12 protein-coding genes, 1 tRNA gene and 1 pseudogene are annotated in these 16,378 nt (G+C 61.1%); 11 read left to right on the top strand and 3 right to left on the bottom strand.

Going from position 1 to position 16,378, the window contains the following annotated elements; all coding sequences use genetic code 11:
- The first annotated feature begins 58 nt into the window (after window positions 1-58).
- Window positions 59-1,144: a DUF4432 family protein gene (locus ACERK3_03935; GenBank protein MFA9477439.1), complete on the top strand. Its 1,086-nt coding sequence runs from the start codon at window positions 59-61 to the stop codon at window positions 1,142-1,144.
- A gap of 137 nt (window positions 1,145-1,281) precedes the next feature.
- Window positions 1,282-1,355: transfer RNA gene (locus ACERK3_03930), tRNA-Pro, on the top strand.
- A 430-nt stretch (window positions 1,356-1,785) separates the two neighbouring features.
- On the opposite strand, the gene ACERK3_03925 is transcribed toward ACERK3_03930, so the two are convergent.
- Window positions 1,786-4,134, bottom strand: coding sequence for a PAS domain S-box protein (locus tag ACERK3_03925; GenBank protein MFA9477438.1), 2,349 nt, complete (start codon window positions 4,132-4,134; stop codon window positions 1,786-1,788).
- A 13-nt stretch (window positions 4,135-4,147) separates the two neighbouring features.
- Window positions 4,148-4,696 (bottom strand): methanogen output domain 1-containing protein, encoded by a 549-nt coding sequence (locus tag ACERK3_03920; GenBank protein MFA9477437.1) that lies wholly within the window; start codon window positions 4,694-4,696, stop codon window positions 4,148-4,150.
- Window positions 4,697-5,189: 493 nt separating this feature from the next.
- On the opposite strand from ACERK3_03920, the gene ACERK3_03915 reads away from it, so the two are divergent.
- The 8 genes from ACERK3_03915 (at window position 5,190) to ACERK3_03880 (ending at window position 14,890) form a co-directional block, all read left to right on the top strand.
- On the top strand, window positions 5,190-7,634 hold the full coding sequence (locus tag ACERK3_03915; protein ID MFA9477436.1) for a response regulator: 2,445 nt from the start codon (window positions 5,190-5,192) through the stop codon (window positions 7,632-7,634).
- Window positions 7,635-7,781: 147 nt separating this feature from the next.
- Window positions 7,782-8,564, top strand: a complete 783-nt coding sequence (locus tag ACERK3_03910; protein MFA9477435.1) for a GntR family transcriptional regulator — start codon at window positions 7,782-7,784, stop codon at window positions 8,562-8,564.
- Window positions 8,561-9,745 (top strand): thiolase family protein, encoded by a 1,185-nt coding sequence (locus ACERK3_03905; GenBank protein ID MFA9477434.1) that lies wholly within the window; start codon window positions 8,561-8,563, stop codon window positions 9,743-9,745. The genes ACERK3_03910 and ACERK3_03905 overlap by 4 nt, the downstream gene beginning before the upstream one ends.
- A 61-nt stretch (window positions 9,746-9,806) precedes the next feature.
- A complete protein-coding gene (locus ACERK3_03900; protein ID MFA9477433.1) occupies window positions 9,807-10,184 on the top strand; it encodes a Zn-ribbon domain-containing OB-fold protein in 378 nt (125 codons plus the stop codon).
- Between the two features lie 62 nt (window positions 10,185-10,246).
- Window positions 10,247-12,397, top strand: a complete 2,151-nt coding sequence (locus ACERK3_03895; GenBank protein MFA9477432.1) for an acetate--CoA ligase family protein — start codon at window positions 10,247-10,249, stop codon at window positions 12,395-12,397.
- 14 nt (window positions 12,398-12,411) lie between these two features.
- Window positions 12,412-13,458 carry a zinc-binding dehydrogenase gene (locus tag ACERK3_03890; GenBank protein ID MFA9477431.1) on the top strand — a complete coding sequence of 349 codons (1,047 nt, stop codon included), beginning with the start codon at window positions 12,412-12,414 and terminating at the stop codon, window positions 13,456-13,458.
- A 36-nt stretch (window positions 13,459-13,494) separates the two neighbouring features.
- The gene (locus ACERK3_03885; GenBank protein MFA9477430.1) at window positions 13,495-14,451 is read left to right on the top strand and encodes an amidohydrolase family protein; all 957 of its coding nucleotides are present in this window, start codon (window positions 13,495-13,497) and stop codon (window positions 14,449-14,451) included.
- A 241-nt stretch (window positions 14,452-14,692) separates the two neighbouring features.
- Complete coding sequence (locus ACERK3_03880) at window positions 14,693-14,890, top strand: cold-shock protein (protein MFA9477429.1); 198 nt, start codon at window positions 14,693-14,695, stop codon at window positions 14,888-14,890.
- A gap of 109 nt (window positions 14,891-14,999) precedes the next feature.
- Here the strand turns inward: ACERK3_03880 and ACERK3_03875 are convergent, their stop codons facing one another.
- The gene (locus ACERK3_03875; GenBank protein ID MFA9477428.1) at window positions 15,000-15,701 is read right to left on the bottom strand and encodes a hemolysin III family protein; all 702 of its coding nucleotides are present in this window, start codon (window positions 15,699-15,701) and stop codon (window positions 15,000-15,002) included.
- Between the two features lie 482 nt (window positions 15,702-16,183).
- On the opposite strand from ACERK3_03875, the pseudogene ACERK3_03870 reads away from it, so the two are divergent.
- Window positions 16,184-16,315, top strand: a pseudogene (locus ACERK3_03870) (sulfurtransferase).
- Window positions 16,316-16,378 lie beyond the last annotated feature (63 nt).

Below are 16,378 nucleotides of genomic sequence, written 5' to 3'. Positions count from 1 at the left end.
AATCTATCACCGTTCCGTCGGGGCGATATACGCGTCCAACCTCCAAGGATAGTCTTCCATGACCGACCACGATTTCGACGCACCGCTTTGTGAAAACCCGCTTCAACTTGGCGGCATCCGCACAGGCACACTGGATTCGCCGCAACCGATGGGCGGCGGCAAGGTACGCGTCGCGATGGTCGACACAGGCTCGGGGCTCCGCTTTACCGTCGGGCTCGATCGCGGCGGCGATATCTTCGAAGCCGTCCACAATGACTGTCCGCTGGCTTACCTCACTTCCAACGATCTCATGCCGCCGGAGGAAGCGTACCAGCGACAAAACCACTGGCTTCGCTCCTGGCCTGGCGGACTGGTGACCACCTGCGGCCCGCTGCACATCGGCGCGCCCCACGCTGACGATCGCGACCGCTTCAACCAGCACGGCCACCACAGCAACACGCCCGCCGCCGTCCAAGCGGTGCACAACCCCGACCCGACGCGCGGCAATCGCGACATGCGCATCGAAATGATCGTACGCGACACGCGCGTGTTCGGCCCGAATATCGAAACCCGCCGATCGATCCGCTGCCGCCTCGGTGAAGCTCGCATCTGGATCGAAGACGAAGTCACCAACCGCGGCAACGAGCCCGCCCCCCACCACTGGCTTTACCACGTCAACCTCGGCTACCCCCTGCTCCAACCCGGCGCTCGCTTCATCTATCGCGGTTCGCTTAGCGATGTATGGGGCTCCGTCGACAAGGCAGACCTCGACCCGTGGAAGCAGGTTCCCCCGCCCCTTAGCAAACACGCCGGCAGCGGCGAAGGCGGCCTCGTCGTGCAGCCCGAGCCTGACGACACCGGCCACGTCGAGGTCGGCCTGCTCGACGCCCGGCAACGCCGTGCCTTCCGCGTTCGCTACCGCGCCGACCAACTGCCCCAGCTTGCAAACTGGCTCCACTACGGCACGGGCGGTAGCTACGTCGCCGGCATCGAACCCTTCTCAGGCCGACTCGTCAACAACAAACCCGACACCGCCGGCAACGACACCGCCAACACCCTCCAAGCCGGCGAAACGCGCAAATACGCGATCGACTTCACCGTCCTCACCGAACGCAACGAGATCGACGCATTGCTGGAATGGGACGCTGCGGTGACGACAAACTGATCCCGTCGGCGAAGTGCTGCGATTTGCCGTCTCAATCGCAATACTCTTCGCTCAAGCAACGTGATCAACGACCTATCGCACAACCCGACCCGAACTCGGCTATACTGGCATCGGTCGGCGGACATTTTCGCCGTAGACGGGGCGTAGCTCAGCTTGGCAGAGCGTCGCGTTTGGGACGCGAAGGTCGCACGTTCGAATCGTGTCGCCCCGATTTATTAAGCCCTTAAACCTCAAGGTTTAAGGGCTTTTTTGATGGCCTGAAAGCGTATCCCCTTGGCCCCGTATCCCCCGGCGTATCCTTTTTAGGCGGGTGGGCTTTGGTCTTTTCGCCGCTGTAGCGGTCGGCCAGTGCGTCGTAGCTCGTGATGTGTGCCAACCAACGCATCATCGCCGCCGAGACTTCACCGGCGTGATCGAACAGTTCATGCTTCCCCCGCCGAACCCTGCACCGGAGCGTGACTGACAATCTACAATGCGCGCGCATACTCTTTCGTGGCTAGCCGTGCGGGAATTTCAATGCAGGTGTTCACTGAGCAACAGCGCTCACCGGGTCAAACGTTCGGGCGATCAGGTACGGATGGGGTACGATCGACGCAATCCATCATCGACGACGGAAGCTCTCGGGGGAGGAGGTCGAATGTTCAGTCGGCGACTGCATTGCGGATGGCTTGGATCAGTTCGTCTGAGGGGCCGTCTTTGACGAGCAGGTCAACGGCGCCGGCGGCGGTCATGGCCTCCATCATGTCCTGGCTGTTATGCATGGACAGGCCCAGGACGCGAACGTGGGGCAATTGCTGCGTAATCAGACGGGTCGCCTCAATGCCGTTGAGTTTTGGCAGCGTAATATCCATGATCACCACATCGGGCTCGTATTCGGCAGCCAGTTCCACCGCCTGCTCTCCGTCCGCCGCCTCCGCGACGACCTCAACGTCCGGGTACTCCATCAAAATGCCAGCGATGCCTTCGCGCAGGATCTGGTGATCATCGACCAGCAGGACGCGAATGGAAGTGTTGGCGCGTGGTATCGGATCGCCCTTTGCCTGCTTCCGCCGCTCGGCAGCGCGAATGGAGGGTGGCGCGTCGGCGATGGACTGGCGCTGGGGCACGATGATGTCAATGCGCGTGCCCTGGCTCGGCGCGCTTTCGATGGTCATCCGCCCGCCCATGAACTCGATCCGCTCGCGTAGACTGAACAGGCCGAAGCCGGTGGCCTCATCCTTCAGATTCCGAATCCCCTGCGGATCGAAGCCAACGCCCTCGTCCTGCACGACGAGGCGAACCTGTCCGCCTTCCGCCGTTGCGAGCGATGCATGGGCGTGGTCGGTTCGGCTGTGCTTGATGATGTTGAACAACAGCTCGCGCGCTGCAAAAAATAACGCCACACGCACATCCTCATCGATAGGCTCCGCATCCGTGGCCACCTGCACCGCGAGTTTCAGGCCGTATTGCTCCTTCATGTGCCGCGCCAGCCACGGCAGCGCCGCGTTGAGGCCGCCGTCATACAGCACCGGCGGACTCAACTCCAGCGTCAGCGACCGCGACGCGTCAAGCGACTGGTCGATGAGCGTCTGTACATGCCGCGCGACGGACGCCACCTTTGGCTCGGTTGAGTGATTCACCAGCGTCTCCACACGCATGCGTGCTGCGACCAGCATCTGCTGAAGATTGTCGTGCAACGCCTGGGCGATGCGTCGCCGTTCGCGTTGCTCGGCTCGTGTGAGTTGTTGCGTCAGCTCGCGCAGTTGGCTGGTGCGATGCTCCACGCGCTGTTCCAACTGCTGATTCAGCGTTTGCAGTTGGCGTTCGGCCTGCTTCTGAAAAGTAATATCGCGGGTGATCGTAGCGATGCCGATGACGCGGCCGTAGGTGTCCTTGATCGGCGAAGCGGAGAGCGAAATATCCAGCAGGTGGCCGTCTTTGTGGCAGCGCTTTGTTTCAAAGGGCTCGATCCGTCGGCTGTCGCGGATGGCGCTGAGAATCTGCTGCTCCTGACTCTCGCGATCGTCGGGGACCAACGTTGAAAACACCGATTGTCCAACGATTTCTTCCGTCGTATAGCCGAACATTTCCGTGGCCGCCGGGTTCCATTCCGTGATGATGCCGTCGAGGGCCATGCCAATGACCGCGTCTTCGGAGCTTTCCACGATCGCTGCAAGTCGTGCGCGGGTCTGGTCGGCGGCATGGCGTTCGCTGATGTCGCGGAAGACCAGGATCGTGCCGACTATTTCGCCGTGGCTGTCACGAATCGGCGCGCCGCTGTCATCAATGGGAATCTCCCGGCCGTCGCGGGCGATGAGCACCGTGTGATTGGCCAGACCGACAATGACCCCCTCGCGCAGCACGCGGACGATGGGACTCTCGACAGGCTGGCGCGACTGTTCGTTGACGATGTTGAAAACCGTGGCGCTGTCCTGACCCGTGGCGTCGGCCAAGGTCCAGCCGGTCAGATGCTCGGCGACCTCGTTCATGAACGTGATCTTCTGGTCGCAGTCGGTCGTGATGACGGCGTCGCCGACGCTGGCGAGCGTGATCCGCCAGCGTTCGCGCTCTGTCACAGCGTCCTGCTCGGCCTTCTGGCGGGCGAGCACTTCCTGTGTCAGCGCATCGACTTTTTCGCCCAGCGTGCGAAATCGGGTGACCGCGCCGGTGTTGGACTTGCAACGAATCAGGACCGTCACCGGTCCCTCGCGGGCGTCCGCGGGCGAGAGTCGGCCCGCCTCGACGGCGACGTGCGTATCGCCGCTGGCCGTGCGCAAACAAAAGGCGCCGGGCACGGGGTGCTTGGTTCGCGCCCACTTGCGCAGTTGCCGTTGAAGGCTGTGGTCATCGCTGACGACGAACGCGTCAAGCCGGGCGTGTGAGTTGGTCTTTGCGCCAACGAGGGACGAAAACGCATCGTTGCCGCGCACAATCTCCCCGTCGGTCGTCACCACCACCGCGGGTTCGCTCAACAATGGCAGCCAGTCGGCGGATGAAGCCTGGTGTTTCACGCTTGGACACCCTTTATGATTTCACGTAGACGCGGCCATGCACGTTATCTGATTCATCCGTTGGCTTCAGGTAGACAACGATGCGGCAGCCGTCGTCGCCTGATGCGATGGTTTCCTGCAAATGTACCTTGGCATAGCCCAGGTTTTCTGCGGTGATCGAGCCGAACACGTTGGACGTCATCATGCAAAGCGCCGGCCGATCCTTGACCTTGTCGCCAAACGGACATGCGCGATTGCCCAGCACGATCTTTTCATCGTCGTGTTCAATGATGTAAAAATCACCCTGGATACGCCGCTTCAGATCCACCAGCACTGCGGCGACCTGATCCGCGCTCAATTGATCGACCGCCAACGCGTTGCGGTACATCTGGTCCATCTGCTCGCCCATCTCCTGCCCCACCACGCTGACGAAGCCCGATGCATCGTCCAGGCCGATCACGTCCTGCAACGTGCCGGCGAGGTGACGCAGGAGCGTGCGCAAAAACACATCGCGTTCCAAAGGTACATCCAGCACCTCCAATGACACGGCCGTGCTGCTGGTTGATGATGTCGAATCAGGCATAGGAGCCTCCTGGGTCTGATGGTGGTCTGCTGAGGGACAACTGTTGTAAGGGTACAACCGGGGCGCGGACCCTGCTCATGGGATCGAAGCTACGCCCCCGGTCAGGCGGTGGGTCCATGGCGCGGTGCGCCTGTTGTGAGCAAGCATTGTATTCCAGAATTGCCTTGTGACCACTTATGTGGTTGATGGAAAGCGAGTTGATTCGACACACTGCGGTTTCAGATTGTTGCTCCCCCCTGCCGCATGTGACCGTGGGCGGACAGCCGTACGGTCGGGCCGAGACATGACGAAGCTGGGCCAGTTCGACGCTCCCCTCAACTTCTTCCGCTTCCGTTCGTGCAGGCGATAAGGGTGCTATGATACGTGTCCTCAGATTGTCGAACCCGGGAGGAGGGCATGCTGTTGCGCTTTCAAACTCTCGTGGTCGACCATGAAGCGGCCATCGCTGGCAGCCGAGTAGCCCTGCGAAGCACGTGGAGGAGACCAAGCCTCGATGTTTGAGAGGGTAGACTTGGCTGTGCCCACGGCCTCAGGCGTCAAGGCACGCCCCCTGAGGTTTGCGTGGATCCCCATCCCACTGTTCGCGATTGCGATCGCGGCGGTGTGGTTTTGGGGCGCTCCGCGCGCGATCGAGCCCCCCTACCTTGTCGCGATCCTTAACTTCATCCTCCGCACAGCGACAAGCGTGTTCGTCGCCTACCTGGCGGCACGCAGCTTCGGTCGCAACGGGTCGCTGTCCGTGCTACTGCTGGGCTGCGGCATGCTGACAGTCGGCGTCAGCAGCCTGGTGTCGGGGCTGGCGGTGCACTTCCAGCAGGTCAACCTTGCGGTGACTGTCTTCAACACGGGGATGGCGTTCGCCGGCGTCTGCCACGTCCTGATGGTGCTGATTGTCTTCGGCCGGGATAATCGCGTCGTACGTCATGCCCGTATGGTTGTGACCACGGCGTACACGCTCGTGGTATTGATCGTCGCGGCACTGTCCTACGCGGCGGCGGTGGAGGCGACACCGCTGTTCATCGATCCGGTGACGGGCCCCACGCCCCTGCGACAGACGGTGCTGGGGACGGCGGTGGGCATGTTCGCTTTCGCCGCAGTGGTCGTCGGGTCGATCAGCCGACAACGGACCTGGACGTTCGGCCGCTGGTACGCCATGGCGATGGCTCTCTTTGCACTGGGCCTGTTTGCGGTGCTGATCGCCCCGGTCATCGGCGGTCTCGTGGGCTGGCTGGGCCGCTCGGCGACGTACCTCGGTGCGATTTACATGCTCGTCGGGGTTTGGCTGGCGTCGAGTAAGAACGGTGAGTGGGACGCCGTACTTCACGCAGCGCTGCGCGAAAGCGAGGGGAATTTTCGGGCCTTGGCGGACGCCACCTCCGAAGGTATCGCCATCAGCGAGGATGGGGTGATCCGCGACGCCAACGAGCGACTGGCGAACATGCTCGGCTGCGATCTGGATGAGTTGATCGGACGTTCGCTAACGGATTTCATCCCCCCCGATCAGGTCGATCGGATCGTGCAGGCGATGCGATCGACCCACCAAGCCACCTTCGAGCATGAAATAATCCGCAAAGACGGCAAGCGGATCAGCGTGGAAACCCATAGCCAGACGCGTATCCTGAACAAGCAGACCCGATGGTTCGCCGCCATCCGGGACATCAGCGATCGCAAGCAGCAGGAACAGGCCCTGCGCAAGTCGCACGACGAGTTGGAGCGCCGAGTTGCGGAGCGCACCGCCGAGTTGAAACAACGGGCCGATCAGCTCGCCCACCTCACCTCGGAACTGACGATGACCGAGCAGCGAGAACGTCGGCGGCTGGCTCAGGTGCTTCACGATCATCTCCAGCAGCTGTTGGTCGGCGCCAAGTATGGCCTGGGAAGCATCGGCAAGCATCTGGCGCCGGAGCCGCAGCGGGCTCTGGACGAGGTCGACAGGCTGCTGGACGAATCGGTCAAGGTCTCGCGATCACTGGCTGTGGAATTATCGCCGCCGATTCTGCACGAAGCGGGGCTCGCGGCAGGGTTGGACTGGCTGGCGCGGTGGATGCAGGAAACGCACGGCCTGACAGTCAACCTCAAAGTGGAGGGCCACATCGCCGTCGACCGCGAGGACGTACGGCTGATGATCTTTCAAGCCGTCCGAGAGCTGCTCTTTAATGTCGCCAAACATGCCGATGTCTCGCAAGCTAAGGTCACCGTTTCCCAGCATGACGATCAACAGTTGCAGGTGACGGTTGAAGATCACGGCAGCGGCTTCGACTCGGCGTCGATGTTCAACAGCGTTGGCCGCGTGGCAGGCGGCTTCGGCCTCTTCAGTATTCGCGAGCGGCTGGAACTGCTCGGCGGAACCTTCAAGATGCAGAGCAAGCCCGGCCAAGGGACTCACATCACCCTAACCGCACAGCTCAAAGGCGAAGGCGAAGGCCCCCCATCGAGCGGACTGGCCCACGCGGTCCGCGCTGCGCCGCGACAACCCTCCCCACCCGCCGCGGCAGAACCAGCGAGGCCCGATCGCCAGCCGGGCCCCATACGCCTGATGCTGGCGGATGATCACGCAGTCATGCGGCAGGGCCTCTCGGCAATGCTCGCCGGCGAGAGCGCCATTGAAGTCGTCGGCGAAGCGGCCAACGGCGAGGAGGCGGTCAAGATGGCACGTCGCCTTCGGCCTGACGTCATCCTGATGGACTACTCCATGCCGATCCTCAACGGCGTCCAGGCAACCCGCGCCATCATCGCTGAACGGCCCGATACGTGCATCATTGGCCTCTCGATGTACGAAGAGCCGGAGACCGCAGCCGCGATGCTGGATGCCGGCGCGGTGGCCTACACCACGAAGGCCGGCCATCGGGACGCATTAGTGGAGATGATTCGCACCGTTGCAGGGGCGACGAAACCCTCGGCTTCGCAAGCGCATCCTTCCGGACCACCGACCAGGTGACGAGTCTCCGCGATCCGCAGAAGGGAGCCCTCAGTGCCCACTGCGTCAACCCTGGCCCCGTGCTCGGCCGAATAATTTGTCATACAATCGATGATGTGTTATACCTTAGTGCAGAATAGCTGCCACCCCGAGGAACAGCGAGCCCCCATGAAGGTTGCGAGCCATCGTGTCGCCCAGGTCATCCGCCGCCAGATTCTCCACGGCGAATATGGCATCGGACAGCAGTTGCCGACCGAGCAGATGCTGTGCGAGAAGTTCGGCGTATCGCGGGTGACGGTGCGTGAAGGGCTTCGCATCCTTCAGGATCAGGGCCTGATTCAACGCCGGCGTGGCTCCGGTTCCCGTGTCGCGGCACAGCCGCAGCGGCACATTCCGCTGGTGCACGGCGGTTACTTCGACAGCGTTTGGCCGTACCTCGATGAGCTCGAACGGCGCGTCAAGACGATGCGCTGGGTCGATGCGCCGCCAGCGATTGCGACGGCCATGAGCATCAAGGCGGGGCAAAGCGTGCTCTGGGCCGAACGCGTTGACCTGCTCAGCGGCGATCCCGTCGCGGTCGACGAGGTCTGGCTGGAGGGCTCGGTCGCCACGCGCATCACGCGGGACGATCTGGTCCACGTTGATTTCCTTAATCACTGGCAAGACGTGCAGCAGGTGGAACTGGAATATGTCCGCCAATCGGTGGAGGCGGTGCAGACGTCCACCGCCACGGCCCAGTCGCTGCAGATGCGCCGTGGCCGACCGGCGTTGCGCGAAACCTGCACGGCCTACCTGACCAATCAACGCGCTGGCGGGTTGTTCGTGACGCACTATCGACCAGATGTCTTTCGGCTCGAAAGCATCGTCCGTCACCGCCGCCAGAACGAACCAGACAAGACTGCGGCCGCGAAGCGAAACAATCAATCCGAGGCGAGGGAAAAGCGTCCATGAGTTTACGAGGTCACAGCGCGATCATCGGATACGGCGAGACCGAGTTCGTCAAGTACCGCGATTCGGGTACACGCTCCAACTACACCGAGCAATGCGACGCAGCTCGCCTCGCGATCCAAGACGCGGGCATCAGCAAGGATGCCATCGACGGCCTGATCGCGATCCCGCCGCTGGACCAGAAGGTCAGCTGGTCGATGGATCTTGCCGAATACCTGCAGCTTCGGCTGACATTCCTCGACAACCTTTACTTCGGCGGCGCGTCTGGTGCCGCGGGCATGCTTTATGCCGCCGCGGCGATTGACGCCGGGCTATGCAGCACCGTGCTGCTCGTCGGCGGTTCGACGATGGATCCCAAGCGAATGTTCGAGTTCGGTTCGGAAGTCGCGACACCGTTTGAACGCGACTTTGACACCATCTACGGGCCGATGACCGACAACTCCGCATACGCGCTCATCAAGCAGCGATACAAGCACGAGTTCAATGCGACCGATGAACAGATCGCGCAGGTGGTCGTCAACGCCCGCCATCATGCGGCAAAGTTTCCCAACGCCCTGTTGAAGAAACCGATCACGGCAGAGGAAGTGGTTGATTCGCGGATGATCTGCGATCCGCTTCGCCTGTTTGAAATCGTCATGCCATGCACCGGGGCATCCGCACTGATTCTCACATCCGCCGACCGGGCGAAAGATGTGAAGCGGCCGCCCGTGTACCTGCTCGGCGGCGGGCAGAGCATTGACCGCGGCATGTGGAACCCCGCCTACGGCCGAGACCAGTCGCTCACCACGTCGCCCGTCAAGCAGGCCACCAGCAAGGCGTTCGATATGGCGGGCCTGACGATTAACGACATGGATTTCGCCCAGTTGTACGACTGCTACACGATTACGGTCGTCATCGCATTGGAAGACATCGGCCGCTGCGAAAAGGGACAGGGCGCTGAATACATCGAGAAGACCGACCTGACGTATACCGGTTCGTTTCCCGTGAACACGGATGGCGGGCAACTCGGACGAGGTCAGCCGTATGGCGCCTGCCACTTCATGCCCATCGTCGAAGCGGTGCGGCAGTTAATGGGGCGGGCGGGCGATCTACAGGTAAAAGACGCGCGGTTCGGGCTGGCCAGCGGCAACGGTGGTTCCATGGCCAACGAATGCACCATCATCCTGGGCAACGAAACGCCGTAAGGAATAAAGGATCACGGACGTGATGAACATGGCCCAGCCAAACACAAAGCCCGTGCCCGAAATGCTGCCTGAGACGGAGCCTTTCTGGCAAGCGGCCAAGCGACATGAACTGGTGTTTCAGCAGTGCCGCGCCTGCGGGCAGCGAATGCACTTCCCCCGGCTCATGTGTCACCAATGCCTGTCGAAGGATGTGGAGTGGATCCCTTCCGCCGGCCGCGGCACGGTCTACAGCTACACGATCGTTCATCAGGCGGCTCACGAGAGCTTCGCGTCAGAGGTTCCCTACGTGTACGCGATTATCGATCTGGATGAGGGCATTCGGATGATTTCGAACGTCGTCGGCGTCGAACCCGCGGCCGTGACCATTGATATGCCCGTCAAGGTGATGTTCGACGACGTCACCCCGGCGATAAGCATTCCCCGCTTCACCCCAGCTTAATAATCAGCATGCCGTAAGCATCGCGATGACACAGCCAGCTAGCCCACAACCGGAGTGCCCTCATGGCAGATAACCTGCATGCCCTGTTAAACCCGCGGTCCGTCGCAGTCATCGGCATCTCGAGAAACCCGGACAGCTTCGGCTATCCGCTCGTTGAGATCGCGCAACGCTGCGGCTACGAGGGCGAACTGCATCTGGTGAACCCGAACGCCGACATGATCCTCGGCCTGAAATGCTACGACAGCGTGCTGGACGTGCCCGGCGAGGTCGACGTCGCGCTGATCATGGTGCCTAAGAAGCTCACCAGCGCTGCCGTCGAAGACTGTACCGCCAAAGGCGTGAAGGGCATTGTGATCATCACCGCCGGCTTCGCCGAGGACGGGGCAGATGGCGGCGCGCTGCAGACTGCGCTGGTTGAGAAAGCCAGAACGCGCGGGATCCGCATCGTCGGCCCGAACACGCTCGGCTACTACAGCGCACCAGCGAAACTCGATGCGCTGATGTCCGGCTTCATCAAGCCCGGCCACACGGCCCTGATCACGCAAAGCGGCAACCTGACCACCTCGCTGACCTTCCCCGGTGCGGAACGCGGGCTCGGATTCAGCTACGTCGTCGGCCTCGGGAACCAGGCGGACGTCGAGGTTCACGACTTCGTCCGATACTTTCGTGACGATCCACACACGCGAAGCATCGCGATCCACATCGAGGGACTACGCGACGGAAGGCAGTTCGTGGAGGAGGTTCGCGAGGCGGCAAAGGTCAAGCCCGTTGTGGTACTGAAGAGCGGGCGCACGGAAGCCGGCGCAAAGGTGGTCGCCAGCCACACCGCGTCGATCGCCGGCAATGATGCGATTTACAGCGCTGCACTGAAGCAGGCGGGCGCGATCCAAGTGCACGATATCGCCGAGTTCACCTCGCTGCTGATGGCTTTTAATCAGCAAAAGACAGCCGCGGGCAATCGCGTGTGCGTGATCTCCGAAGGCGGCGGCGACTGCGCATTGACCAGCGACGCGTGCGTGCAGAAAGGGCTGGTCGTTCCGGAACTGTCGCAAGCCACGCAGGATCGACTCAAGCAATTCATCCCGCCCAACGGCTCGGTCGTCAACCCGATCGATCTCGCCGGCTGGGAGAACGTGGTCGAAGCGACAGAGGCCGCCATCAATGATGCCTCGATTGATGGCGTAATCATCGTCGGCGGCTTTGCAGGTTTTTTCAATATCAGCCCAAAAGAGTTGGACAAAGAACGGATTTATGTCGAACGCATGTGCGACCTGATCGGCCGAAGTTCCAAGCCGATTCTGATCTACTCCTATTTCGCCTCGTACAAGCCCAGCGAACTGGTGGACATTCTTCAGAAACACAACGTTCCGCTGTTCTACAGCCATCACGATGCCGTCAACACGATGGCTGCGCTGGTGAAGCAGCACGAAAATCAATCCAGGCAGGGAACGTGGTTGGCGAAGCGGGATGAACAACCTGCTATCGAGATTGACCCTGCTATCCGCGAATCGGCCCGGCGGGGTTCACTGCTTGAGCCCGAGGCGAAGCAACTGCTGCGGGCCTACGACCTGCCTTACCCTGACGAGCGCATCGCCGAGACGCCGGACGAGGCGGTGCGATACGCCGAGACCATTGGCTACCCCGTCGCGATGAAGATCATCTCGAAAGATATTTCGCATAAGTCCGACGCTGGCTGTGTCAAGCTGACGCTCGGGAATGAGAACGATGTGAGGCAAGCGTACGACGACATCATTGCCAATGCACGCCGATATGATCCAACCGCCGAGTTGGCGGGTGTTCTCGTTACCCGGATGGATGTTACTGATGGCGTCGAGGTCATCATCGGCGGCCTGAACGACCCGGTGTTCGGACCGGTGGTGATGTTCGGCCTCGGCGGTATCTTTGTCGAAGTGCTCAAGGACGTCGCCTTCCGTGTCTGCCCGCTCGATCACACCGAAACAGACGCGATGATCCGCGAGATCGCAGCCTTCCCACTGCTGACCGGCGCTCGAGGTACGAGACCCGTCGATCTCGAAGCCATCCGCGAAGCACTGATGAAGGTTTCGCAGTTGCTGATGGACAATCCTTACATCGCTGAGGTGGATCTGAACCCGATCAAGGTGCACGCTGAAGGCTTGCTCGTGCTGGACGCGCGGATGATCACACTGGCCGATCAACCCGTCGGGTCCAGCGCTGAACAGTGCCCCGCATAAAAAGGAGGCGGTATATGAAAAGCATCGGCCTGTACGGCAAGAAAGACATGGTCGTCGAACGCCGTGAAGTGGACATCGCAGAGCCTGGCTTCAACGACGCGGTGGTCAAGGTGCATGCCTGCGGTGTCTGCGGCACGGACATGAACTTTCTCAAGCAGTGGTCGGACGATGCCATGCCGCTCGGCCACGAGATCGCCGCGGAGGTCGTGGCGGTGGGCGACGGTGTCAGCCACGTTCAGCCGGGCGACCATGTCATTGTCGAAGACTGCGCCATGTGTGGCCTGTGCGACAAGTGCAAGGGCGGCCGACCCGACCTGTGCGTATCCTTCTACGATCTCGGCGGGCAGTCGGGCATGGGCCAGTACATGCGCGTCCGCTGCAACAATCTCGTGAAGTACGAGGGCCTGTCGCCCGTGGCGGCCTGCCTCACCGAGCCGTTGGCGGTGTCGCTGAGCTCCGTGCTCCAGGCGGACGTGCCGCTGGGTGGTAGCGTTCTGGTCATCGGCTGCGGACCGCTCGGGCTGATGTCAGCCAAGGTCGCCAAGCTGCAGGGGGCCGGGTTCGTCGCAGCCACGCAGATCAATACCAACAGCACCCTCGGCAAAGCACGTACCGCGTTGGCGGAGAAGATGGGCATCGACCAGGTCATCGACGCCGCGCAAGAGGACGTCGAAGCTGTCATCAAGCAACGATTCCCCGACGGTGTGGATCGCGTGATCGTCAGCGCCCCGCCGGAGAGCATGCATGACGCGCTGAAGGCGATCGCCTACGGCGGGATCATCACCTTCTACGGCCTGCATTTCGGCGACCGGAGCCGAATCGAGATCGACATCAACCACCTCATCTTCCGCAAGATCACGCTGCGCCCAGTCTTCGCCGAGCCGGCGATCAACTTCAGCGTATCGCTCGACCTGCTCAAGCGCGGCCTGATCCCTGCGAAAGACCTGGTGACACACCAGGTCGCCCCCGCCGAAGCCGAAAAGGTCTTTCATGCGATTGCGGATCGCACGGAGCCGATCATCAAAGCGGTCGTACTTCCCATCGGCATGAACGTCGGCTGAGCTGGCTGGTTTTGCGATTCCGGATGGAGAGCGTTAATGCGGATTGACAACCACACGCACGTCGGCTTCGACCCGCTGTTCTACATGCAGGGCTGGTCGCCCTACTGCCTCGACCTGCCACGGCTGTTTAACGAAGCGGATGGATTCAACATCGACGCTTTCGTCGTGTTCCCATTCGTCGCGTACACGGCACTGGACATGGCGGCGATCAAGCGTAACCGAATCCAGCTCGCCGCCGATGCTGACGCTGTGCCTTATGAGTTTGAGAATCGTCGACTGTGCAACGACATCCTGCGTTGTCCAGCGGATTGGCAATCGCGGTTGTGGCCGTTCCTCATTGCCGACCCATCCCGCAAGCCCGAAGCGCAAGTGCGTGCATGGCAGGCGCTGCCGTCGGAATACAGAATCTATGGGCTGAAGTTTCAGACGCACACAATTCAATCGCCCATTCTGGCGTTGCTCGACGAGGGCGCGTGCATGCTCGATTATGCTGAAGCGCATGACCTGCCGCTGCTCATTCATACGAGCATTCGAGCGGAAGATAAGTGGTCGCAGTGCAGCGATATTCTTCGCGTGGTGGAGTCGCGGCCGAAGGTGCGGTTCGTACTCGCCCACTCCTGCCGATTTCATCAGCCCACGCTGGATCGTGTGGCCCAGTTGCCGAATGCGTGGTTCGACTGTTCCGCATTCATCACGCACTGCATCTGCGCTCAGCGAGACCTGCCTGCCGTTGCGGCACCAGTCGACCGCTTCGAGTCCGACTATATGTCGCCCGAAAGAGTACTGCAGGATCTGGCACAGGCATACCCGGACAAGCTGATCTGGGGTAGTGATGTGCCCTACTACTCGATCGAATACGATCGGCTGCAGATCCGCAGTTCCTACCGCCGCGAGGTAGCCTGCCTGGATGCACTGCCCGCCCCCGCACGCGAGCGGGTTTGTCACCGGAACACGCTGGCATGGCTCGGCTCGATTGATACTTCGTCCAGTTGATACCCGTAACGACGCAATAGGACCCGCGGCCACGTCCGGCTCATGCCGCGGAACGTCGAGGCCGTGGCGCATCCGGCGATCCAGACGACTCGGACGACTCGGACGGTTCGGACGGTTCGGACAGTTCGACGTGGATCGCCGCCGTATTGATCGAGCCCGCGCCTCGACGAACCTCGATCTGATACGATAACGTCAGGACAGGTCCGGGCATTCACTCAAACACGCTTCAGGAGAAGACACCATGGCAGAAGGCAAGATCAAAAAGTTGACCGACCGAGGTTTCGGATTCATCCAGACGGAGTCCGGTCAGGAAATATTCTTTCACGCCAACAGTCTTCAGGATGCACGCTTCGAAGACCTGCAAGAGGGGCAACGCGTCACTTTTGACGAACAGCGGAGCGAAAAAGGCCCACAGGCCGAGAACGTCACGTTGGCCTGAACAAGCGTCCACCGGACGCTGATCGCATCGCCCATCCCGCTCCATCCCCTGGCTCGGCGGGTGATGGAGGTTCACGCCTACTATGATCGGTGGGATAACGCGGTCGCCGCTATGCTGGCAGAGCTGGCAGAACGTCGTGGAATATTGCCGTGACATGGCAGGCGCTGCCGGCGATCACGAACAGATGCCAGATCGCATGGTTGAACGGCAGGTGACGCCAGAGGTAGACAGCCACACCGAAGGTGTACGCCAGGCCGCCGGCGCCCAGCCAGACCAGGCCCGTAGTGCTCATAGCCTCGATGGCCGGCACGCTGAAGCACACCGCCATCCAGCCCATGGCCAGGTAGATGCCGGTGGACACCAACGGAAAGCGATCGCAGAATCGCAGCTTCAGCAGGACGCCGATGATTGCAAGCCCCCAGATCACGCCGAAGATGCTCCACCCCACCTGCCCGCCGATTGTGACCAGTGCAAACGGCGTGTAGGAGCCAGCGATCAACAGATAGATGCACACGTAGTCGCAGGTGAGCAGAGCCCGCCGCCATCGCGGGTGACATACGCCGTGATAGAGCGTTGATGCGAGATAAACGGCCACTAACGTGATGCCAAAGATCGCCACCGTCACAATATGCCAGGCATCTCCATGCTGACGTGCATGCTGCAGCATCAGTACCGCCGCAACGACCGCCAGCACCACGCCAACCGCGTGCGTCAGCGCGCTCGCCCACTCCTCCTGCCGGGTCTCTTGGTATTCAGCCTTAATCTTATCTCCCCTCAATAATGGCTTGTACCAACGTTGGACCGTAGACAACAAACACCACCACCGTCCAACTAAACCAAGTCCATCACATTTGTCAGGACGCATCGAAAAAGAGCAGGCCTGTGGGTATCTTTATGCAAACCTCGGCCGCAGTTCAATCCCTATCGCTTCCGTTTTTCCATCCTTCCGTCCCTTTTATTGTACGCCCATTTCTATGCCTATTTCTCCTTGGCGTCTTGAAGACAGTGAAATGCAACGCTCGAGCAGTTCAATCCTGATCTGGCGTCGGCATGGAGATGACCTTTGGAAAGGTGTCAATCACTGCGACCTCTCGACACATGACCTGCTCGTAAATCTTCTGATTCGGCTAAAATCATGCATTCCGTCGGGAGCATGGCACATTAAGTCCGGGCGGACGGGTGAAATGAACGACGCGCAGGCCCAGCGGATTGGAGCGATCGCAATGAGTTTGCAGACGATTCAGCCCGAGCAGTTGGCAGCACAACAGCAGCGGGACGAGGCGACGCGGCTGGTTGTCTGCGTTTGTGGGCGGCGGACTGATGTTCGCGGGCATCACAGACTTTTGTGGCATGGCCATGGTGCTGGCGAAGATGCCGTGGAACCTGGTCAGCTGTGATGCGATTGGACTGAAAACGGCGCAATAATCGGGCACGACCTTCCTCACTTTTAAAGCAATGCCCCAAGCTTTAACAGGCCTCGCCTGACGC

This window comes from Phycisphaerales bacterium AB-hyl4 (assembly GCA_041821185.1).
Classification (GTDB): domain Bacteria; phylum Planctomycetota; class Phycisphaerae; order Phycisphaerales; family Phycisphaeraceae; genus Natronomicrosphaera; species Natronomicrosphaera hydrolytica.
Note: the sequence above shows the minus strand (reverse complement) of the source record. Positions and strands in the feature narration are given on the sequence as shown.